The 20,626-nt window shown below is 68.3% G+C and carries 22 protein-coding genes; 12 read left to right on the plus strand and 10 right to left on the minus strand.

Annotated features, from left to right (window positions below):
- Positions 1-8 precede the first annotated feature (8 nt).
- The 7 genes from SM757_RS08125 to SM757_RS08155 all read right to left on the minus strand — a co-directional run bounded on the left by SM757_RS08125 (position 9) and on the right by SM757_RS08155 (position 7,205).
- Positions 9-398: a MarR family EPS-associated transcriptional regulator gene (locus SM757_RS08125; RefSeq protein WP_322465070.1), complete on the minus strand. Its 390-nt coding sequence runs from the start codon at positions 396-398 to the stop codon at positions 9-11.
- Positions 399-505: 107 nt separating this feature from the next.
- On the minus strand, positions 506-1,057 hold the full coding sequence (gene rfbC / locus SM757_RS08130) for a dTDP-4-dehydrorhamnose 3,5-epimerase (RefSeq protein ID WP_322465071.1): 552 nt from the start codon (positions 1,055-1,057) through the stop codon (positions 506-508).
- A gap of 28 nt (positions 1,058-1,085) precedes the next feature.
- Positions 1,086-1,979: a glucose-1-phosphate thymidylyltransferase RfbA gene (gene rfbA / locus SM757_RS08135; RefSeq protein WP_174548630.1), complete on the minus strand. Its 894-nt coding sequence runs from the start codon at positions 1,977-1,979 to the stop codon at positions 1,086-1,088.
- Between the two features lie 41 nt (positions 1,980-2,020).
- Complete coding sequence (rfbD, locus tag SM757_RS08140) at positions 2,021-2,917, minus strand: dTDP-4-dehydrorhamnose reductase (RefSeq protein ID WP_322465072.1); 897 nt, start codon at positions 2,915-2,917, stop codon at positions 2,021-2,023.
- Positions 2,918-2,950: 33 nt separating this feature from the next.
- Positions 2,951-4,012: a dTDP-glucose 4,6-dehydratase gene (rfbB, locus tag SM757_RS08145; RefSeq protein WP_322465073.1), complete on the minus strand. Its 1,062-nt coding sequence runs from the start codon at positions 4,010-4,012 to the stop codon at positions 2,951-2,953.
- Between the two features lie 39 nt (positions 4,013-4,051).
- Positions 4,052-5,212 carry a Wzz/FepE/Etk N-terminal domain-containing protein gene (locus SM757_RS08150; protein ID WP_322465074.1) on the minus strand — a complete coding sequence of 387 codons (1,161 nt, stop codon included), beginning with the start codon at positions 5,210-5,212 and terminating at the stop codon, positions 4,052-4,054.
- A 13-nt stretch (positions 5,213-5,225) separates the two neighbouring features.
- Positions 5,226-7,205, minus strand: a complete 1,980-nt coding sequence (locus SM757_RS08155; protein ID WP_322465075.1) for an SLBB domain-containing protein — start codon at positions 7,203-7,205, stop codon at positions 5,226-5,228.
- A gap of 185 nt (positions 7,206-7,390) precedes the next feature.
- Here SM757_RS08155 and SM757_RS08160 point away from each other — a divergent pair, with 185 nt between their 5' ends.
- Both SM757_RS08160 and SM757_RS08165 read left to right on the plus strand, forming a co-directional pair.
- Complete coding sequence (locus tag SM757_RS08160) at positions 7,391-8,575, plus strand: MraY family glycosyltransferase (protein ID WP_322465076.1); 1,185 nt, start codon at positions 7,391-7,393, stop codon at positions 8,573-8,575.
- Complete coding sequence (locus tag SM757_RS08165) at positions 8,520-10,046, plus strand: DEAD/DEAH box helicase (protein WP_322465077.1); 1,527 nt, start codon at positions 8,520-8,522, stop codon at positions 10,044-10,046. The genes SM757_RS08160 and SM757_RS08165 overlap by 56 nt, the downstream gene beginning before the upstream one ends.
- A 26-nt stretch (positions 10,047-10,072) precedes the next feature.
- On the opposite strand, the gene SM757_RS08170 is transcribed toward SM757_RS08165, so the two are convergent.
- The 3 genes from SM757_RS08170 to SM757_RS08180 all read right to left on the minus strand — a co-directional run bounded on the left by SM757_RS08170 (position 10,073) and on the right by SM757_RS08180 (position 12,814).
- A complete protein-coding gene (locus SM757_RS08170; RefSeq protein WP_066337811.1) occupies positions 10,073-10,849 on the minus strand; it encodes an SAM-dependent methyltransferase in 777 nt (258 codons plus the stop codon).
- Positions 10,846-12,054 (minus strand): capsule assembly Wzi family protein, encoded by a 1,209-nt coding sequence (locus SM757_RS08175; RefSeq protein WP_322465078.1) that lies wholly within the window; start codon positions 12,052-12,054, stop codon positions 10,846-10,848. Before SM757_RS08175 ends, SM757_RS08170 begins: the two co-directional genes overlap by 4 nt.
- A 163-nt stretch (positions 12,055-12,217) precedes the next feature.
- Positions 12,218-12,814 (minus strand): Maf family nucleotide pyrophosphatase, encoded by a 597-nt coding sequence (locus SM757_RS08180; protein WP_322465079.1) that lies wholly within the window; start codon positions 12,812-12,814, stop codon positions 12,218-12,220.
- Positions 12,815-12,863: 49 nt separating this feature from the next.
- On the opposite strand from SM757_RS08180, the gene SM757_RS08185 reads away from it, so the two are divergent.
- From SM757_RS08185 to rpoE, 10 genes are all read left to right on the plus strand, one after another.
- Entirely contained in the window at positions 12,864-13,445 is a 582-nt protein-coding gene (locus SM757_RS08185; protein WP_066337805.1) for a YceD family protein, read from the plus strand.
- A 291-nt stretch (positions 13,446-13,736) separates the two neighbouring features.
- Positions 13,737-13,919: a 50S ribosomal protein L32 gene (gene rpmF / locus SM757_RS08190; RefSeq protein ID WP_066337804.1), complete on the plus strand. Its 183-nt coding sequence runs from the start codon at positions 13,737-13,739 to the stop codon at positions 13,917-13,919.
- A 210-nt stretch (positions 13,920-14,129) separates the two neighbouring features.
- Positions 14,130-15,176 carry a phosphate acyltransferase PlsX gene (gene plsX, locus SM757_RS08195; RefSeq protein WP_259375522.1) on the plus strand — a complete coding sequence of 349 codons (1,047 nt, stop codon included), beginning with the start codon at positions 14,130-14,132 and terminating at the stop codon, positions 15,174-15,176.
- A complete protein-coding gene (locus SM757_RS08200) occupies positions 15,173-16,168 on the plus strand; it encodes a beta-ketoacyl-ACP synthase III (RefSeq protein ID WP_066337802.1) in 996 nt (331 codons plus the stop codon). Before plsX ends, SM757_RS08200 begins: the two co-directional genes overlap by 4 nt.
- Positions 16,169-16,222: 54 nt before the next feature.
- On the plus strand, positions 16,223-17,161 hold the full coding sequence (gene fabD, locus SM757_RS08205) for an ACP S-malonyltransferase (protein ID WP_322465080.1): 939 nt from the start codon (positions 16,223-16,225) through the stop codon (positions 17,159-17,161).
- Positions 17,158-17,907: a 3-oxoacyl-ACP reductase FabG gene (gene fabG / locus SM757_RS08210; RefSeq protein ID WP_066337798.1), complete on the plus strand. Its 750-nt coding sequence runs from the start codon at positions 17,158-17,160 to the stop codon at positions 17,905-17,907. Before fabD ends, fabG begins: the two co-directional genes overlap by 4 nt.
- A 107-nt stretch (positions 17,908-18,014) precedes the next feature.
- Positions 18,015-18,254, plus strand: a complete 240-nt coding sequence (gene acpP / locus SM757_RS08215) for an acyl carrier protein (protein WP_066337796.1) — start codon at positions 18,015-18,017, stop codon at positions 18,252-18,254.
- 7 nt (positions 18,255-18,261) lie between these two features.
- Positions 18,262-19,506 (plus strand): beta-ketoacyl-ACP synthase II, encoded by a 1,245-nt coding sequence (gene fabF, locus SM757_RS08220; protein ID WP_066337794.1) that lies wholly within the window; start codon positions 18,262-18,264, stop codon positions 19,504-19,506.
- 30 nt (positions 19,507-19,536) lie between these two features.
- The gene (locus tag SM757_RS08225) at positions 19,537-20,010 is read left to right on the plus strand and encodes a hypothetical protein (protein ID WP_322465081.1); all 474 of its coding nucleotides are present in this window, start codon (positions 19,537-19,539) and stop codon (positions 20,008-20,010) included.
- Between the two features lie 7 nt (positions 20,011-20,017).
- The gene (gene rpoE, locus SM757_RS08230; protein ID WP_322465082.1) at positions 20,018-20,626 is read left to right on the plus strand and encodes an RNA polymerase sigma factor RpoE; all 609 of its coding nucleotides are present in this window, start codon (positions 20,018-20,020) and stop codon (positions 20,624-20,626) included.

Raw genomic sequence — 20,626 nt, forward strand, 5'->3', positions numbered from 1 at the left:
TGCCGTGCTCATGGCTTGCCGCCTTGCCGTGCGCGGTTTTCGTCGCGCGTGTCCACGGCGCCCAGTTCCCGGCGCAGCGTGGCAATGGTGTAGCGCAGCGTCTCGAATTCCTCTTCCTTGCGCGCGAGAAAGGTGCGCGTGAGCCGCAGCTTCTCGCGCAGCCCGCTGGGCGTGAGCACGTAGGCATAAGCCAGCTTGCGGTCGCTGCGCTGAAAGTTGCGGACTTTCAGCAGCCCCATGTCCAGCAGCGCGTGCAGCAGATAGTGCGTCTTGCCCAGGCTCAGGCCCAAAGTCTGCGAGAGCTGGCGCTGCGACATCGCGGGCTCTTGCTCCAACAGCCGAAGCAACTCCAGCCTTGCGGCATCGAGTCTTTCTTCGGTGTTGCTGGTGCTGGGCATGGTGTGTTCAACTGCTGAACACGCGATTTTACAAGGGGATTACGAGCAATCCCTGACAGGCTGCAAGCTGAAGGACAGGTTCGGTCGGCAGCTCTTTGCCGGGGTGGTCAGTCGAAGTGTCGCGCGTCGGCCAGCAGCGGCGCCTGCGCGTCCTTGGGCGACAGCAGCGGCGTCAAGTCCTGCAGCGGCCACTGCACGCCCACCGTGGGGTCGTCCCAGCGCAGCGCGCCCTCGGCCTGCGGTGCGTAGTAGTCGGTGGTCTTGTAGAGGAAGTCGGCGCTGTCGCTGGTGACCACGAAGCCGTGGGCAAAGCCCGGCGGAATCCAGAACTGGCGGTGGTTGGTGCCCGTGAGCTCCACGCCCACCCAGCGGCCGAAGGTCGGGCTGCTCTTGCGCATGTCCACGGCCACGTCGAAGACGCTGCCCTGCGTCACGCGCACGAGCTTGCCCTGCGCGTGCGGCGGCAGCTGGAAGTGCAGCCCGCGCAGCACGCCGCGCGAGGAGCGCGAGTGGTTGTCCTGCACGAAGTCGACGTGGTGGCCCACGGCCTCGTCGAAGGCGCGCTGGTTGAAGCTTTCCATGAAAAAGCCGCGCTCGTCGCCGAACACCTTGGGCTCCAGGATGAGCACGCCTTCCAGCGCAGTCTTGATGACGTTCATGTGCTTGCCTTGGCGAAAAAATGCCGTGTCAGAAGGTGGTTTCGCGCAGCAGCTTCATCAGGTACTGCCCATAGCCGTTCTTGAGCATGGGCTTGGCCAGCCGCTCCAGTTGCGCGGCGTCTATCCAGCCCGCGCGCCAGGCGATCTCCTCGGGGCAGGCCACCTTGAGGCCTTGGCGCTTTTCCAGCGTGGCGATGAACTGGCCGGCTTCGAGCAGGCTGTCGTGCGTGCCGGTGTCCAGCCACGCGTAGCCGCGGCCCATGATCTCCACGTCCAGCAGCCCTTCGCGCAGGTAGGCAGCGTTGACGTCGGTGATCTCCAGCTCCCCGCGCGGGCTGGGCTGGATGCCCGCGGCGATGTCGCACACGCGGTTGTCGTAGAAGTACAGCCCCGTGACGGCGTAGTTGCTCTTGGGCGCAGCGGGCTTTTCCTCGATGCTCAGCGCGCGCTGGCGCTGGTCGAACTCCACCACGCCGTAGCGCTCGGGGTCGTTGACGTGGTAGGCGAAGACCGACGCGCCCTCGGTACGCAGCGAGGCGCGCTGTAGCAGGCTGTAGAAGTCGTGGCCGTAGAAGATGTTGTCGCCCAGCACCAGCGCGCTGGGAGCGCCGCCGACGAAGTCGCGGCCCAAGATGAAGGCCTGCGCCAGGCCGTCGGGGCTGGGCTGCACGCAGTAGCTCAGGTTGATGCCCCACTGGCTGCCGTCGCCCAGCAACGCCTGGAAGCGCGGCACGTCCTGCGGCGTGCTGATGAGCAGGATGTCGCGCATCCCGGCGAGCATCAGCGTGGTCAGCGGGTAGTACACCATGGGCTTGTCATACACCGGCAGCAGTTGCTTGCTGATGGACAGGGTGGCCGGGTGCAGCCGCGTGCCGGAGCCGCCGGCCAGGATGATGCCCTTGCGCTGGATCTCGGATGTCATGCCTTCTCTCTCCAGGGGCCCCAGGCCCCGCACTTCATTTTTCAGGCGAACGCCTCGGTGAGCATGCGCTGCACGCCCAGCTGCCAGGGCGGCGGCACCAGGCCGAAGGCTGCCTGCAGCTTGGCCGTGCTCAGCCGCGAGTTCAGCGGGCGGCGCGCGGGCGTCGGGTAGTCGCTGGTGGCAATGGGGCGCAGCGCATCCGCGGCGACCTTCACCGGCAATCCGTGCTTGCGCGCCCAGTCGATGACGAAGCGGGCGTAGCCGTGCCAGCTCGTTTCGCCGCCGGCCACGGCGTGGTAGGTGCCGGCGAGCTGCGGGTTGGCCAGGGCCGCGCGCAAGGCGTGCGCGGCCACGTCGGCCAGGAAGTCCGCGCCGGTGGGCGCGCCGATCTGGTCGTCAATGACGTTGAGCGCCTCGCGCTCGGCGGCCAGGCGCAGCATGGTGCGGGCGAAGTTGCCGCCGCGCGCGGCGTAGACCCAGCTCGTGCGCAGGATGAGGTGAGGGCAGCCGCTGTCGCGCACGAGCTGCTCGCCTTCGAGCTTGGTGCGGCCGTAGACGCTCAAGGGCGCGGTGGGCGCGTTCTCGTCGCGCGGCGCGTGGCCGCTGCCATCAAAGACGTAGTCGGTGCTGTAGTGCAGCAGCCAGGCGCCCAGCGCGGCAGCCTCGCGCGCGATGGCGCCGGGTGTGGCGGCATTGAGCAGCCGTACCAGCTCCGGCTCGCTTTCGGCCTTGTCCACGGCGGTGTGGGCCGCGGCATTGACGATGGCCTGCGGGCGCAGTGCGCGCACCGTGGCGGCCACGCCCTCGGGGTCGCGGAAGTCGCCGCACAGTCCCGGCGCGCCCTCGTGGTCCAGTGCCACCACCTCGCCCAGCGGGGCCAGGGCGCGCTGCAGCTCCCAGCCCACCTGGCCGCTCTTGCCCAACAGCAGAATCCTCATGGCCGCTCTCTCCGGTTCGTCGTCTTCGTCTTGTCAGCGCGCGGCGTAATTGGTGGACAGCCAATCGCGGTAGGCGCCGCTTTGCACCTCGGCCACCCAGTCGGCGTGGTCCAGGTACCACTGCACCGTCTTGCGTATGCCGCTGTCGAAGGTCTCGGCCGGGCGCCAGCCCAGCTCGCGCTCGAGCTTGCGCGCGTCGATGGCGTAGCGGCGGTCGTGGCCGGGGCGGTCGGTGACGTGCGTGATGAGCCGCGCGTAGGGGCCGGCGGGGTCGGGGCGCAGCTCGTCGAGCAGGCCGCAGACCTTGTGCACGATGTCGATGTTGGCCTGCTCGTTCCAGCCGCCGATGTTGTAGGTCTCGCCCAGGCGACCGCCGGCCAGTACCGCGCGAATGCCGCTGCAGTGGTCGCGCACGTAGAGCCAGTCGCGGATCTGCTGCCCGTCGCCGTACACCGGCAGCGGCTTGCCCGCCAGGGCGTTGACGATCATCAGCGGGATCAGCTTCTCGGGGAAGTGATAGGGGCCGTAGTTGTTGGAGCAGTTGGTGGTGAGCACCGGCAGCCCGTAAGTGTGGTGCCAGGCGCGCACGAGGTGGTCGCTGGCGGCCTTGCTGGCTGAGTAGGGGCTGTTGGGCTCGTAGGGGTGCTCCTCCGTGAAGGCCGGGGCGCCGGGCTTGAGGCTGCCGTACACCTCGTCGGTGGAGACGTGCAGGAAGCGAAAGCCGCTCTTCTCGTCGCCCTGCAGCGCGCCCCAGTGCGCGCGCGCGGCCTCCAGCAGCGTGAAGGTGCCCTCAACGTTGGTGCGCATGAAGGCGCCGGGGCCGTGGATGCTGCGATCCACGTGGCTCTCGGCGGCGAAGTGCACCACCGCGCGCGGGCGGTGCTCGGCCAGCAGCTTGTCCACCAGCGCACGGTCGCAGATGTCGCCGTGCACGAACACGTGGCGCGCATCGCCCTGCAGCGAGGCCAGGTTGCGCAGGTTGCCCGCGTAGGTCAGCGCGTCGAGGTTGACGACGGGCTCGCCCACTTGAGCAATCCAGTCGAGCACGAAGTTGCTGCCGATGAAGCCGGCGCCGCCGGTGACCAGGATCGTCATGCTTGCTTGGGATAGGTCGGGGTAAGGAAGTGGCGTCGCTTACGAGCGACGCAACGCGGTGCGAAGTTGATTGATTTTTTCTGCCTTGGCGGGATCGCTAACCGAACGACGCCAAGCGTGGCGCACGATCAGGAAGCTTGCCATGAGCAGCAGCGTTGCCAGGGTGGCGGCAATTGCAATGAACGCCCGCTTGGGAGCGCTCTTTCTCTCTGGTGGCGTTGCCGGGTCAACCACTTGTATCAAGGCGCCCTCGTGGCTTTCATCCAGCCGAGCCATCTCGAACTGTTTAGCCATGAGATCAAAGAGCGTTTCCTGATACTTGAATTCGCGGTACTTGCTCACGTAGTCGGCATCGCCGCCGCGCGGCGTGCTGGCCTCCAGGCGGCTGAGCTGGCCTCGCAGAGCCGACAGACGTGCCAGCGTCTGCTGTACTTCTGGTGCGTTGTCCGCCAAGCTGCGGCGCAAGGCCTGCAGCCGCACTTCGCCGGCCGTGATCTCCGCCAGCAGCGCGGCGTAGCCTTCGGCTGCGGCCTGGGGTTCAGCCTTGATCGCGCCCTGATTGAAGCCGCTGGTCTCCAGTGCCTTTTGGGCTGCGATGAGGTTATCCCGGGTTTGTTTGAGCTGGTCCTCAAAAAAAGCTCGCCGCTGTTGCGCCTCGGACAACGCCAACCCGGAAGAAAGCGAGCGAAGCTCGGCCACGAGTTGGTTGGCGATTTCGGCCGCGCGCTGTGCGTCGTGGTCGTCCACCTCCACGGTGATCAGGCCGTCCTTTTTGCCCACCGTGGCATGCACGACGTTGGAGAGCACCTTACGTGCGTCCTCGCGGTATTTGACGTCGTATACCTCCACGAGCTTGAAGCGGTCGATGATGCGGTCGGCCACTGTGGCGCTTTGCAGCAGGCCGACATACTGGTCGGCGGGATTCTTCACGCTGCCCACCGAGGCGCCGGCCAGGTTGGCCAGTGCGCCAAGCGAGCTCAGCGCTGCGGCCGCACCGCCTTGAGACTGCGTTGGCGGGATGATGACGGTCTTGGCCGTGTACATCGGCGTGATGAGGAAAGCCGCGCCCAAGGCCAATACCCCGGCAAGCAATGGGCCGACGACGAGCTGCTTGAGGCTCTGTGCCAGTGGCAAAGCCAGGTCCAGTAGGCCCAGGCCCTCATCGTCCTCGTTCGCGTAGGCGGCCTCGTCGGCTCTCATGTCGTCTCGCATATCAGTCACGCAACACTTTGATGGCAGCCGCGCCCAAGCCGAGCTGATAAATGATCTGCGTCCAGTCGCGGGCGGACTGGGCGAAGGTGGTCTTGTTCATTTCCTCGGGCACGAAGATGGTGTCGCCCGGCAGCGCGGCGATGTTGTTCATGCCGTGGCTGCGGCTGAACCAGGAGCCGCCGTCCTGCAGCGCGCTGACCACGCTGCCGTTGGCGCGGATGACGAACACACTGCCACGGTCGGCGCCGCGTGTTGGGCCGCCCGCCTGGCGCAGGTAGTCGTCAATGCTGCGCTGGCCGCTCCAGACGAAGCTGCCCGCGTTGAAGACGCTGCCGAACACGCCCACCGTGCTGCCGCGTGTGGGGATGGTGATGCGGTCGCCATCCTCCAGCGGCATGTCCGGCAACGTGGCACTCTCAGGTGGAGTTTGCAGGACGATGCGGCCGTTGGGCTTGACCGCGCGCAGCCGCGTGATGAGTTGCGACGTGGCTACGGTGCGAGCGCTCTGCGCCTCCACTTCCTGGGTAGAGGTGGTGCGCTGGGTAGCGTTGTTGCGCGAGAGGTCGGTTTCCAGGTCGCGCAGCGCACGCTCGTAATTTTCCTGCTGCGTGCGCTGTACGCTTTGCCGGGTGAACTGGGTGCCGAAGACGTAGGCCGAGGGGCTCAAGCCGCCGGCGGCGCGCAGCGCATCGCCTATGGAGCTGCCCGGGGGCAGCACGTACTCGCCGGGACGCAGCACTTCGCCTTCGATGATGACGCGCTTGTTCTGCTTTTGCACCGACAGCTGCGACTCCACGGCACTGAAGGCCCGCAGCACGTCGCCGCCGCTCAAGGGCAGCCGTGCGCTGATGGGCAACGGCAGCTCGGCGATGCGCTCGCCGCTGCGCTGCTCCAGCCGCTCCACGGCCAGCCGGCTGCGGTCGGCCACGGTCGTGAAACCGCCCACCATGCGCAGCGCGTCGTCCACCGTTTCGCCGGGCTTGATTTCCAGGATGGAAGGCCGGTTGACGCTGCCGATCACGCCGACCTGTGCGCCTACCGGACCGACGTTGATCACATCCTCGGGCTGCACCAGCATGTCCGCGCCGCGGTCGCCCTTGAGCAGGAAGTCGTAGAGGTCCAGCCGCGCCACCGTCTGGCGGCCGCGCTGCACGGTGACGTTGCGCATGCTGCCCGCGGCTGAAGGCCCGCCGGCTCGCAGCAGCGCACTGAGCACGTTGGAGAGGCTGCTGACGCTGTAGGCGCCCGGGCGGGTCACAAAACCCGTGACGTACACGCGCACGCCGCGCAGTTGCCCCAGCGAGACGCTGAGCTCGAAGTTGCGGAACACTTGGCCCACGCGGCGGCGAATCACGTCGGGCAAGTCCGCGTAGCGCACGCCGGCCACCAGCACCGGGCCCACGCGCGGGATGCTCACGCGGCCACTGCGGTCCACGACCAGGCGCACGTCCGCGTCCACTGAGCCCCAAAGCGTGACCACGATCTCGTCGCCACTCTTGACGAGGTAGTCCGGCGGAATTTGCGGGTTGTAGTCGGCACTGTCAGGGTCGTCGGCTCGCGTGAGCAGCTCGGCACCCAGGCGGCGCACCACGAGCGCATCGGCGCCTTCTCCCAGTTCGGCCACGCCCGCGCGCTGCTGCACGAACAGCTCGAACTCGCTGGGCTTGTAGGGTGCCGGAGTGGTCGGCTGCGCCGACGCCATGCCCGCCGCCGGGGCGCTGGCCCCGGCCGCCTGCTGCTGCAGCAGTTGCGCGGCGTCTATGTTGCCGCTGTTGCTGTTGCTGTTGCTGGAGCCGCTGGTCAGCGGCTGGCGCAGCCGGATAGGACCTGTAGTGGCGGAGTCGGCGGTGGACTGGGTCTGCGCGCAGACCTGTACCGCACCGGTCAGCGCCAGCAGCGCTGCGCCGACAGTCTTGCGCAGGCTGCCCACGCGCAGAGCACGGTGGCAGGCAATGGAGGGTGGGCGGGGGGAGGATCTCATTGGCGTTGGAGCAGGCGCAGTCCAGGGCCGATGCGCGGCCCGGGGCTCAATGGAATGGGGGTGCTGCGGCGCGTGCAATTGCACGATGTGTAAGGGGATTCTAGCGGTGCGGCTGGTGACGCCAGCCGTCGCCGCAGACCCTGCTCAATCTTTGTTGCGTTGCAGCAGCCTGTGATAATGAGTGGATGAGTCTGCTGTTCACCGCATTTGTCGTGGCATTTCTTTTGACGATGGGCGTCGTGCGCCTGGCGCATACGCATGCGCACTTGGTCAATGACCACGGCGAAGGGCCGCAGAAGTTCCACGCCCGGCCTGTGCCCCGCGTGGGCGGGCTGGGCATCGTGTGCGCGGTGGTGGCTGGTGCGCTGTCGCTGTGGTGGCAGGACCGGAGCGTGGGCGATACGGGATTGCTGCTGCTGGCCTGTGCCTTGCCGGCGTTTGGCGCGGGCATCACCGAAGACATCACCAAGCGCGTGAGCCCGCGCCAGCGGCTGTTGTTCACCGCGGTGTCGGCCCTGCTGGCGGGCTGGCTGCTGGACGCGCTCATCCGCCGCACCGACATCCCGGGCCTGGACTGGGTGGTGTCGTTCTCCATCGGCGCCTTGCTGCTGACGGTGCTGGCTGTGGCTGGCATTGCCAATGCCGTCAACCTGATCGATGGCTTCAACGGCCTGTCATCGATGTGCGTGCTGATGATGCTGGGCAGCCTGGCCTACGTCGGCTTCGCCGTGGATGACCGTCTCGTGGCGGTGATGGCGCTGGTGGGCGTGGGCGCGGTGCTGGGCTTTTTTGTCTGGAACTTCCCGGCCGGGCTGGTGTTCCTGGGCGACGGCGGGGCGTACTTCCTGGGCTTTTACCTTTCGGAGCTGTCCATCCTGCTGCTGGCGCGCAACCCCGAGGTGTCGCCGATGTTCCCGCTGATGCTGGTCATCTACCCGGTGTTCGAGACAGTGTTCTCCATGTACCGGCGCAAGTGGCTGCAGGGGCGCCCGGTGGGCATGCCCGACGGCGCACACCTGCACAGCCTGATCTACCGCAGGCTGCTGCGCTGGGCCGCGGGCGAGCGCACCGCACGCGAGCTCACCCGGCGCAATTCCATGACGGCGCCTTACCTGTGGCTGCTGTGCATGCTTTCCGTCGTCCCGGCGATGTTGTGGTGGGACAACACGGCGGTGCTGGCGGGTTTCATCGTGCTGTTCGGCGTGAGCTACGTCACGCTGTACTGGCGTATCGTGCGTTTCAGGGCTCCGCGCTGGATGGTCTTGCATCGCCGCCGCCGCCGTGGCATGGCCGCAGCGGGGATAATCGCGCGACATGATGGATCCCACGCAAACCGCGGCACCGGCTGCCGCCCCCAACGCCCCCACTGAGGCGCACACCGAAACTCCCGCCGCAGCAGCCTGCTTCGACACGCTGCCGCTCGACGCCAAGCTGCTGCGCGCCGTAGCCGACCAGGGCTACGCGACCATGACGCCTATACAGGCCAAGGCCATTCCGGTGGTGCTGGCCGGCCGTGACGTGATGGGTGCGGCCCAAACGGGCACGGGCAAGACCGCCGCCTTCTCCATTCCGCTGCTGCAGCGCATGCTGCGCCACGAGAACAGCAGCATGTCGCCGGCGCGCCATCCGGTGCGCGCGCTGGTGCTGGCGCCCACGCGCGAGCTGGCCGACCAGGTGGCCAACAACGTCAAGGCTTACTCGCGCCACACCAAGCTGCGCGCGGCCGTGGTGTTTGGCGGTGTGGACATGAAGCCCCAGACGGCCGAGCTCAAGGCAGGCGTGGAGGTGCTCATCGCCACGCCGGGGCGGCTGCTGGACCACATCGAGGCGCGCAACGCGGTGCTCAACCAGGTCGAGTACGTGGTGCTGGACGAAGCCGACCGCATGCTCGACATCGGCTTCCTGCCCGACCTGCAGCGCATCCTGAGCTACCTGCCCAAGACGCGGCAAACGCTGCTGTTCTCGGCCACGTTCTCGCCGGAGATCAAGCGCCTGGCCGAGAGCTACCTGCAGGAGCCGGTGCTGGTGGAAGTGGCGCGGCCCAACGCCACGGCCTCCACGGTCGAGCAGCGCTTCTACAGCGTGTCCGCCGACGACAAGCGCGCCGCCGTGCTCAAGCTGCTGCGCGATCGCGACATCAAGCAGGCCATTGTCTTCGTCAACTCCAAGCTGGGCTGCGCGCGGCTGGCGCGCTCCTTCGAACGCGACGGGCTGCGCACCAATGCGCTGCACGGCGACAAGTCGCAGGACGAGCGGCTCAAGGCGCTGGACGCCTTCAAGCGCGGCGAGGTGGATGTGCTGGTGTGCACCGACGTGGCCGCCCGCGGCCTGGACATCGCCGACCTGCCGGCCGTCTTCAACTTCGACGTGCCTTTCAACGCCGAGGACTACGTGCACCGCATCGGCCGCACGGGCCGCGCTGGCGCCTCCGGTCTGGCTGTGACGCTGGTCACGCGCGAGGACGCGCGATTGGTGGCCGAGGTGGAAAAGCTCATCAAGAAGAAACTGGAGTTGGAGCCGCTGGAGCTGGAGGACGACCGCTGGCGCCCCCCGCGCCGCAGCGAGGCGCCTGCCGGCGGCGGCGACCGTGGCGAATTCCGCCGCCCGGAGCGCGAACGCTTCGAGCGCGCCGAGCGCCCGGCCGCACCGCGGCGCAACTCCGCGCCGGCGTCGGACCCCTTCTTCGACCGGCCCTACGAGCCCAGCACCATGTCCGGCACGCCGGCGTGGGAGCAGGACGCGCCCAGCGTGGTGCAGCCCGGTGCGCTGCACCACAAGCCGCGCAAGAAGATTGCCGCGCTGTTCGGCGCCAAGAAGAGCGCGGCGTCGGCCGCCTCCTGACCGGCCGGGGCCTCGCGGCCCCCGGCTCAAGCTTGGAACACGAAGACTGCCGGCACGTCGGCCGGCAGTGTGCGCGGCTGTGCGCGCCAGCGTGCCACGGTGTCGCTGCGCGTCCAGCCGCCAGCCAGCGTCAGCCCGCAGCTCACCGACAGCCGCGTGCTGCCCTGCAGCGTGGACAGCAGCGCGGCGAGCAGAGGCTCGTTGCGGTAGGGCGTTTCAATCACCAGTTGCGCCTGCACGGCGCGGCGCGAAAGGCCTTCAAGTTCGCGGATGCGGGCAGCGCGCTCAGCCGCGTCCACGGGCAGGTAGCCGTTGAAGGCGAAGCGCTGCCCGTCCAGCCCACTGGCCGCCAGTGCCAGCAGCAGCGCGCTGGGCCCCGGTAAGGGGCGCACGGCGATGTCCAACCCATGGGCTGCGGCTACCAGCGCGGCGCCCGGATCGGCCACTGCCGGCATGCCGGCTTCGGACATCAAGCCAATGTCGTGTCCCTGCAGCGCCGGCTGCAGCAGCGGTCGCAGGTCGGCCGCCGGCTGAGCGGCGCGGCCCTTGGGCGGGCGCGGCAGCTCCGCGATCTGCAGTTGCTGCAGCGGTACCGCCAGCGGCACCACGGCATTCACGCGCTTGAGCACGGCACGCGCCGTGCGAGCGTTTTCCACCACCCAGTGCCGCAGCCCGGCCGCAGCCTCCAGCGCGCCCATGGGCAGCACCTGGCGGATATCGGGCACGGCTGCACCGCCGGCCTCACCCGTGCCGCCGGTTCCAAAATCCAGCGGGCTGGGAATGAGCAGCAGGTGGCCTTTCATCGCCAAGTGGTCTGCCACCACAGTTGCGCAGCGTTGTCGCGCCCGGCGCCGTCCTTGCCGCTCCACAGCGACAAGCCCAGTGCCTGGCCGCTGCGCGGGCTCCAGGCCACGGCGGCATTGATGCCGCTGAGTGAGCCCGGCGTCAGCCGCTGCGCAATGGAGGCGATGGCGTCACCCCGGTACGCCACGATCTCGCCGCTGACGCTGCCGGCATCCAGCAGCGCGCCCACGGTGGTCACCTTGGTGTCGCCGCCGCTGGGGTAGCCCAGCACCACGCCGTCCTGCGTGTAGCCCTGCAGGTAGATGTGGTGGCGGTAGGCCACGCCCAGCACGCCCGCGACTGTGTCGGCGCGCTCGACGAACAGCCGCATGCTGCGCCCGTCACGCTGCAGTGCCCATTCGGCGCCGGCAAGCTTCATGTTCTTGGCCGGGCGGTAGCCGGCCTCGTCCTCGCCGGTGATTTGGGCATACAGGGCCACCTGGTGTCCGTTGCCTAAGGCGTGGTGCCAGCGAGCATCGATGGCGGCGAGCTGGTTGCCGGGTTGCTGGTCGCTGGCGTCCTGGTTGTCGCGGCCCAGCAGCCCGTTGACCATGGACTTGAAGCTCTGGTCGCGCCCGCGGCCGCCCCATTGCATGGTGCGCGCGGCGCCGATCTGCAGTGACGGCAGGGGCTGCACTTGCAGCCGCATGCCGACGAGGTAAGGATGTGCCGGCTGGGTGTGGCCTTGCAGTCCGCCGAAGAACACGTCGGCGTTCCACGGGCCGAGCCAGGACAGCCAGCGGCTCTCGAAGGGGGTGTTCGACGTCTTGCGCCAGCCCAGTGCGGGCACCGCAGGAGCAGCGGCGTCGAGGATCAGGCTGCCGCTCCAGGCCGGGCCCCAATGCCGGCGCTGCACCGAAGCGTAGAGCTGTCCGGGTCCAAGCGGCAGGGCGGCTTCCGTGCCTTCCAGCGTCCACTGGCGCCTTGCGCCGGTGCTTCCCAGCACGCCCAGGCGCAGCACGGCGCCGTCTTGGGATTCGCCGAAGGTGTGCAGCAGGCGCAGCCCGCTGCCGGGCGTGCCCAGCGGTGAGGCCACGAATTTGGGCTGCTTTTGCAGCTTGTTGCCGCCGGCCAGCAGCACGCCGTCGGGCGGCGTGGGCAGCGTTTCGGCGAAGCCGCCTTCTGGGGCGGCGTCGCGTTCCAGCATCTGTTGATTGCGCGCCAAGGCTTGGCTCAGCGACGGGCCGGCGTGGGCGGGTAGCGCCGCGGCGCAGGCCAGCAGCGCCGCAGCGCCACACAGGGGACGGTAAGAAAAGGGCTGTGACATCGGCGCTTGCGGCTTTTCGTCGAAGGGGAGAGTGGTCGGCTGTGTGCGGCGGCCACGGGGGTCAAGTGGCCAGCGGATCGAGGCCGGCCTGGCGCAGCAGTTCGCAGGTGCGCATCAGCGGCAGGCCGACCAGCGCGGTGGGGTCGTCGGAGTCTATGCGCTGCAGCAGTGTCACTCCGAGGCTTTCGCTCTTGGCGCTGCCGGCGCAGTCAAAGGGCTGGTCCAGGTGCAGGTAGCGTTCGATCTCGGCGTCGGAGAGTGCGCGAAACGTCACCGTCACGGGCGCCAGCAGCGCCTGCGCGAAGCCGGTGTCGAGCCGCACAACGGCCACCGCGGTTTGAAACACCACCTGCTGCGCGCTCATGCGGCGCAATTGCTGAACGGCACGCTCGAAGTCACCGGGCTTGCCTATGGGCTCGCCATGCAGGTCGGCGACCTGGTCCGAACCGATGACGATGGCTTCAGGATGCTCCGCCGCTACCGCCTGGGCCTTGGCCAGCGCCAGGCGCAGGGCCAGCGCGGCCGGCCTTTCGCCCGGCAGCGGCGTTTCATCGGTGTGCGGCGCCTGCACCGTAAAGGGCAGCCGCAGCCGCTGCAGCAGCTCGCGCCGGTAGCGCGAAGTGGAGGCAAGGATCAGCGAGGGCTTCATCCTCGGCATTGTCCCATCCGTCCCGGAAGGGGCTGTGTGCCCGCTTAAACTGCCCGCGATGAAAGCCCGTTCCCATGATCCCCTGCGCCTGGACCTCGAAAACTTCATTGCCGACGAGGCCTCGCTGCAGGGAAGCTGGCCGCTGACGCAGTTCGAGCGGCTGCTGGATGGCTGGCCCGCCGAGGCGCCGGCGGCCGACGGCGACGTGCAGTGGTCCGCCAGCGGCGAGCTGCGCAAGCCCAAGTCGCTGGAGCCCGAGCGCTGGCTGCACCTGGAGGCGCACACGCAGGTCTGGCGCGATTGCCAGCGCTGTTTGCAGCCCGTGGCGGTACCGCTGTCGCTGCAGCGCAGCCTGCGCTTCGTGCGCGACGAGGCCGAGGCCGCGCGGCTGGACAGCGAAAGCGAGGACGACGTGCTGGCACTGGAGCGCGCCTTCAACCTGCGCGCCCTGGTGGAAGACGAGCTACTGCTGGACATGCCGCTGGTGCCGCGCCACGAGCAGTGCCCGCAGCCGCTGGCCGTCCCGGCCGAGCCGGAGGAAGAGGAAGAGCCTGCGCGGGAAAATCCCTTTGCCGCATTGGCCCGGCTGCGCAGGCGCCCGCAGGGCTCCGGCAATGGTTCCGATGGCAGCGACGCCTGATTTTTGACGGCCGGCAAAGTCCGGCACTTGGGCTGGGAAAGCTCGCCTGCTATACTCGCGGGCTTCGTTCATTGGTGCCCCATGGCGCTGCCCGATGGTTGGGTTGCGCAAACCGGGAGGCGGGGCAGCAGGGAAGAAGGCATTTCAAGGAGCCTTCTTCCTTTTTGCACGGCAGTTGTTTCGCCGTGCCCGCTGCCTGCTTCATGTCGCGTGGGGGCCGTCGCTGCACTCGGATCCGGTGCTTTCCGGCCGGCGCAGGTTCTGCTCGGCAAGAGCGCAGGAGAATCCAACATGGCCGTTCAACAAAACAAGAAGTCCCCTTCCAAGCGTGGCATGCACCGCTCGCACAATGCGCTGACCCAGCCGGGCACCGCGGTCGAGCCCACCACCGGTGAAGTGCATCTGCGTCACCACATCAGCCCCAACGGTTTCTACCGTGGGCGCAAGGTGCTGGCCACCAAGTCCGACGCCTGAGCGTGATCTGAGGGCCGGCGCTGCGCTGCCGGTTCCGCCTGCCTGAGCCTCATGCTGCTCGTCCGCTGGTCGCATATGGCGTCTGCGGGTGTTTTCGCGCCGGGCGGCATTGCGCTTGCCGCGCTGCCGTCTGTCCTGTGCCGGTTCACAGCGGGCAGGCCGTTTCTGGATCCACTCGTGTCCTCTTCGTCTCACGCTGCACTTTCCAAGGTGCGTCTGGCCGTCGACTGCATGGGCGGCGACCATGGGCCGGCCGTCACGCTGCCGGCCTGCCAGTCGTTTTTGCGCAAGCATCCGGACGCTGAGCTGTTGCTCGTGGGTACCGAACAGGCGCTGGCCGCGGTGCGCGGCTGGGAGCGCTGCACGCCGGTGGTGGCTACCGAGGTCGTCACCATGGACGATCCGGTGGAAGTGGCCTTGAGGCGCAAGAAGGATTCGTCCATGCGCGTGGCCATTTCGCTGCTCAAGGCGGCCGAGGGCCAGAGCGCGCGCGCCGACGCCTGCGTCTCCGCCGGCAACACCGGCGCGCTGATGGCCGTGGCGCGCTACGTGCTCAAGACGCTGCAAGGCATAGACCGCCCGGCCATCGCCACGGTCATGCCCAATCGGCGCGACGGCTTCACCACCATGCTCGACTTGGGCGCCAACGTGGACTGCACGGCCGAGCACCTGCTGCAATTCGCCGTCATGGGCAGTGCGCTGGTGTCGGCGGTGGAAGGCAAGGAAGAGCCCACGGTGGGGCTGCTCAACATTGGCGAGGAAGCCATCAAGGGCAGCGACACCATCAAGCGGGCCGCCGAACTGCTGCGCGCGGCCGCCGCCGCCGGGCAGCTCAACTTCCATGGCAACGTCGAAGGCAACGACGTCTTCAAAGGCACCACGGACATCGTGGTGTGCGACGGCTTCGTCGGCAACGTGCTGCTCAAGGCCTCCGAAGGCCTGGCCTCGATGATGGCCGACTTCATACGTCAGGAATTCACGCGCAACGTCTTCACGCGGCTGGCCGCGCTGGCGGCGCTGCCCGTGCTCAATCGTTTCAAGGCGCGGGTGGATCCCCGGCGCTACAACGGCGGGGCGCTGCTTGGGTTGCGCGGGCTGGTGTTCAAGAGCCACGGCTCGGCCGACGCCTTCGCCTTCGAGAACGCCCTGGCGCGTGCCTATGATGCCGCCCGCAACCGGCTGCTGGACCGGGTTCACGATCGCATTCTCGGTACCCTGCAGGCGGCCGCGCCGGGTCCGGTGGTTCACGCTGCATGACTTCCAACGCATCCCGCTTCTCGCTCTCGCGCATTGCCGGCACCGGCAGCGTGCTGCCGCCGCGCCGGCTCACCAATGCCGACCTGGTGCAACAACTGGCCGAGCGAGGCCTGGAAACGTCCGACGAGTGGATCGTCGAGCGCACCGGCATCAAGGCGCGCCACTTCGCAGACCCGGGCGTCAACTCCAGCGACCTGGCGGCGCAGGCGGCACGCCAGGCCATGGAGGCCGCCGGCGTGCAGCCGGCGCAGATCGATCTGGTCATCGTCGCCACGTCCACGCCGGACATGGTGTTTCCCTCGGTGGCCTGCATGGTGCAGCGCAAGCTGGGCATTCCGGGCGGTGCGGCTTTCGACGTGCAGGCCGTGTGCTCGGGCTTCGTCTACGGGCTGACCATCGCCGACGCCATGATCCGCTGCGGCAGCGCCTCGCGCGCGCTGGTGATTGGCGCGGAAGTGTTCTCGCGCATCCTCGACTTCAACGACCGCACCACCTGCGTGCTGTTTGGCGACGGCGCCGGCGCCGTGGTGCTCGAAGCCAGCGACAAGCCCGGCATCGTGGCCAGCGAGCTGCATGCCGACGGCCGCTACGCCGACATCCTGTGCACGCCGGGCACGGTTTCGGGAGGGCAGGTCATTGGTGACCCGGTGCTCAAGATGGACGGCCAGGCGGTGTTCAAGCTGGCCGTGAGCGTGCTGGCCGAGGTGGCGCACTCAGTGCTGGCCAAGGCCGGCCGCACCGAGGCCGACATCGACTGGCTCATCCCGCACCAGGCCAACATCCGCATCATGCAAAGCACGGCGCGCAAGCTCAAGCTGCCCGCCGACAAGGTCATCGTCACGGTGGACCAGCAGGGCAACACATCGGCGGCATCCATCCCGCTGGCGCTGGACGCCGGCGTGCGCGATGGCCGCATCAAGCGTGGCGATACGCTCATGCTCGAAGGCGTGGGCGGCGGCTTCACCTGGGGCGCCGTCCTGCTGGACTTCTGAAAAGAGCAGCGCCCGCGCCCGCCCATTGGCATCCACTTTCCCGTTTCAGCAGAGATGACTACGTTCGCATTCGTCTTTCCCGGCCAAGGCTCGCAGGCCGTGGGCATGCTCGACGCCTGGGGCGACCATCCGGCCGTGCGCAGCACGCTTGAAGAGGCTTCGGCCGCGCTGGGCGAGGACGTGGCGCGCCTGATCCAGGAGGGTCCGAAGGCGCAGCTGGACCTCACCACCAACACCCAGCCCGTCATGCTCACGGCCGGCATCGCCTGCTGGCGCGCCTGGCTGGCCGAAGGCGGCGCGCAGCCGCAGGCGCTGGCCGGACACTCGCTGGGCGAGTACACGGCGCTTGTGGCCGCGGGCGCGCTGAGCCTGGCCGATGCGCTGCCGCTGGTGCGGCTGCGTGCGCAGGCCATGCAGGAGGCCGTGCCCGTGGGCACCGGCGCCATGGCCGCCATCCTGGGCCTGGACGCGCAGATCGTGCGCGAGGGCTGCGCCGAGGCCGCCGCGGCCTGCGGCGAGGTGGTCGAGGCCGTGAATTTCAACGACGCCAAGCAGACCGTGATCGCCGGCACCAAGGCCGGCGTCGAGAAGGGCTGCGAGGTGCTCAAGGCCAAGGGCGCCAAGCGCGCGTTGCCGTTGCCCGTGTCCGCACCGTTCCACTCCAGCCTGATGAAGCCCGCCGCCGAGCGGCTGCGCGAGAAGCTGGCGACGGTGACGCTCAACGTGCCCGCCATTGCCGTGGTCAACAACATCGACGTGGCCGCGCCCGTGGAGCCTAACGCCATCCGCGACGCACTCTACCGCCAGGCCTTCGGCCCGGTGCGCTGGGTGGAAGTGGTGCAGGCGCTCAAGGCCCGCGGCATCACGCACGTGGTCGAGTGCGGCCCGGGCAAGGTGCTGGCCGGCATGGTCAAGCGCATCGACGCCGAGCTGCAGGGCGCGGCGCTGTTCGATCCGGCCTCGCTGGCCGAAGTGAAGGGATTCCTGGCATGAGCGCTCCTGCTCTGAACGAACAAGTCGCGCTCGTGACGGGCGCCTCGCGCGGCATCGGCCGCGCCATCGCGCTGGCGCTGGCGCAGTCCGGCATGAAGGTCATAGGCACGGCCACGACCGATGCGGGCGCGCAAGCCATCACCGAGGCGCTGTCGGCTTTTGCCGGCTGCAGCGGCCTGAAGCTCGACGTCACCGACGCCGCCGGCGCCGATGCCGCCATAGACGCCATCGTCAAGGACCACGGCGCGCTGCACGTGCTGGTCAACAACGCCGGCATCACGCGCGACCAGCTGGCCATGCGCATGAAGGACGCCGACTGGGACGCGGTGCTGGACACCAATCTCAAGGCAGTGTTTCGCATGAGCCGCGCCGTGATGCGTCCGATGATGAAGCAACGATATGGCCGCATCGTGAACATCACTTCCGTGGTGGGCGCCTCCGGCAACCCGGGCCAGGCCAACTACGCCGCCGCCAAGGCCGGCGTGGCGGGCATGACGCGGGCGCTGGCGCGCGAGCTCGGCAGCCGCGGCGTCACGGTGAACTGCGTGGCCCCCGGCTTCATCGCTACCGACATGACCGAAGTGCTGCCCGAGGCGCAAAAGACCGCGCTGCTGCAGCAGATTCCGCTGGGCCGTCTGGGGCAGCCGCAGGAAATCGCCGATGCGGTGTGTTTCCTGGCCTCGCCGCAGGCCGGCTACATCACTGGTTCCGAGCTGCATGTCAATGGCGGCATGTTCATGCATTGAGATGCCCTGAGAAGTAGCACCGAGTTGGCCCACCGGGGCGTCAAGGGGTCTCCCCCTCGGACGCGTAGAATCCGGGCCGTTTGAGCAATTCCCTCCTGGAGGAGTCAATGAGCGATATCGAAGCACGTGTCAAGAAAATCATCGCCGAGCAACTCGGCGTGCCCGAGGCCGAAGTGACCAACGAGAAGGCCTTCGTGGCCGATTTGGGCGCGGACTCGCTCGACACGGTGGAGCTGGTGATGGCGCTGGAAGACGAGTTCGGCATCGAGATTCCGGACGAGGACGCCGAGAAGATCACCACGGTGCAACTGGCGATCGACTACGCCGTCAAGAACAACAAGGGCTGAACGGAGCATGAGCCGTCGTCGCGTCGTCATTACCGGGCTGGGGTTGATCAGCCCGGTCGGCAACTCGGTGGCCGAAGGTTGGGCCAACTTGCTCGCCGGCCAGTCGGGTATTGACCACATCACGAAGTTCGACGCGTCGGGGCTGTCCTGTCGCTTCGCCGGCGAGGTGCGCGGCTTCAATGTGGAGGAGTACATCCCCGGCAAGGAAGCTCGCCACATGGACACGTTCATCCATTACGGGATGGCAGCGTCCATTCAGGCCGTGCAAGACGCCGGCTTGCCCACCGGCAGCGAGCTCACCGAGGAAAGCGCCGAGCGCATCGGCGTGATCGTGGGGTCGGGCATCGGCGGCCTGCCCCTGATCGAGCAGACCCAGGACGAATACCGGGCCCGCGGCGCACGCCGCATCTCGCCGTTCTTCGTTCCGTCGTCGATCATCAACATGATCTCGGGCCACGTGTCCATCCGCTTCGGATTCACGGGTCCCAACCTGGCCGTCGTCACCGCCTGCACCACGGGCCTGCACTGCATTGGCGAAGCCGCGCGGCAGATCCAGCTTGACGCAGCCGACGTGATGGTGGCCGGCGGCGCCGAGAGCACCGTCTCGCCGCTGGGCGTGGGCGGCTTTGCCGCGGCGCGCGCGCTGTCCACGCGCAACGACGACCCCAAGACCGCCTCGCGGCCCTGGGACAAGGATCGCGACGGCTTCGTGCTGGGCGAGGGCGCCGGCGTGTTGGTGCTCGAAGAGTACGAACACGCCAAGAAGCGCGGCGCCAAGATCTACGCCGAGCTCATCGGCTTCGGCATGGGCGCGGACGCCTTCCACATGACCGCGCCCAACGTGGATGGCCCAAAGCGCTCCATGCGCGCGGCGCTGCGCGACGCCGGCGTCAATGCCGACGAGGTGCAGTACCTCAATGCGCACGGCACGTCCACGCCGCTGGGTGACCTCAACGAAACCAACGCCATCAAGCTGGCCTTTGGTGACCACGCCGGGAAACTGGTTGTGAACTCCACCAAGTCCATGACTGGCCACCTGCTCGGTGGTGCCGGCGGCGTGGAGTCGCTGTTCACCGTGCTGGCGCTGCATCACCAGGTGTCGCCCCCGACGATCAACATCATCAACCAGGACCCGGAGTGCGACCTGGACTACTGCGCCAACACGGCGCGGGAGATGAAGATCGACGTGGCGGTGAAAAACAACTTCGGCTTCGGCGGCACCAACGGCACGCTGGTGTTCAAGCGCGTTTGACGCGCCTGCCGCGTCCGACGCCGCCGCTGAATGCACACGGCCCCGGCCGTTCACCTGACCCTGGAGGCCGACACGCCCTGGCGTGTCGGCCTTTGCCTTTTGTGCGCCGTGGCGGTGGCTGTACCCGCGGCCTGGCTGGCGCTGTGGCTGAAGGTGCCGCCGTTGCAGGCGTTCGGGGCCGCGGCGCTGGCCGCGTTGCCGGCGCTGGTCCTGCCCTGGCGCCGCGCCGCGCCCGCCGGGCGCGCCCTGGCCTGGGACGGCGCGCAGTGGTGGCTCTGCCCGCACGGCGCCGCCCAGCCCTGCCCGGGCAAGGTACAACTCATGCTGGATCTGGGACTGTGGCTGCTGTTGCGCTTCACGCCGCTGCCCGCGCCGCCCGCCCGCGGCGCGTGCTGGCTGGCACTGTCGCAATCACGCCACGCCCCCCACTGGCATGCGCTGCGCTGCGCGCTGCATGCTCCCCCGACCACCGAACCCGCGGCCCAAGCGCCGCGCCACGATTGACGCCCCCATGAGCGCCGAAGCCGATGCCCTGCTGATCGAACGCGTCAAGCGCGGGGATCAGCGCGCCTTCGAGCTGCTGGTCATCAAGTACCAGCGCCGCGTGGAGCGCCTCATAGGCCGCATGGTGCGCGACGTCGACCTTGTGGCCGACATCGCGCAGGAAACCTTCATCCGCGCCTACCGTGCGCTGCCGCAGTTCCGCGGCGAAAGCGCCTTCTACACCTGGCTCTACCGCATCGCCGTCAACACGGCCAAGAAGGCGCTGGTGGAGCTCAAGCGCGATCCGCTGGTCCCCGAGGCGGCCTACGCGCACCAGTCGGACGACGGCGAGGAAACTTCCCGCGTCGAGAACGAACTAAGCGACGGCGAGACCCCAGAGGCGGTTTTGGCCAGCAAGGAAGTGGCCGCCACGGTCAACGCTGCGATCGATGCCCTGTCGGAAGACCTGCGCCAGGCCATCACGCTGCGGGAGATCGAGGGGCTGAGTTACGAAGAGATCGCGGAAGTAATGAATTGCCCCATCGGCACCGTGCGCTCGCGCATTTTCCGCGCGCGTGAGGCCATTGCGCAGCGCCTGCGCCCCTTGCTGGGCACGCGCGGCGACGAACGCTGGTAG

Source organism: Azohydromonas lata (genome assembly GCF_034427735.1).
GTDB lineage: Bacteria > Pseudomonadota > Gammaproteobacteria > Burkholderiales > Burkholderiaceae_C > Azohydromonas > Azohydromonas lata.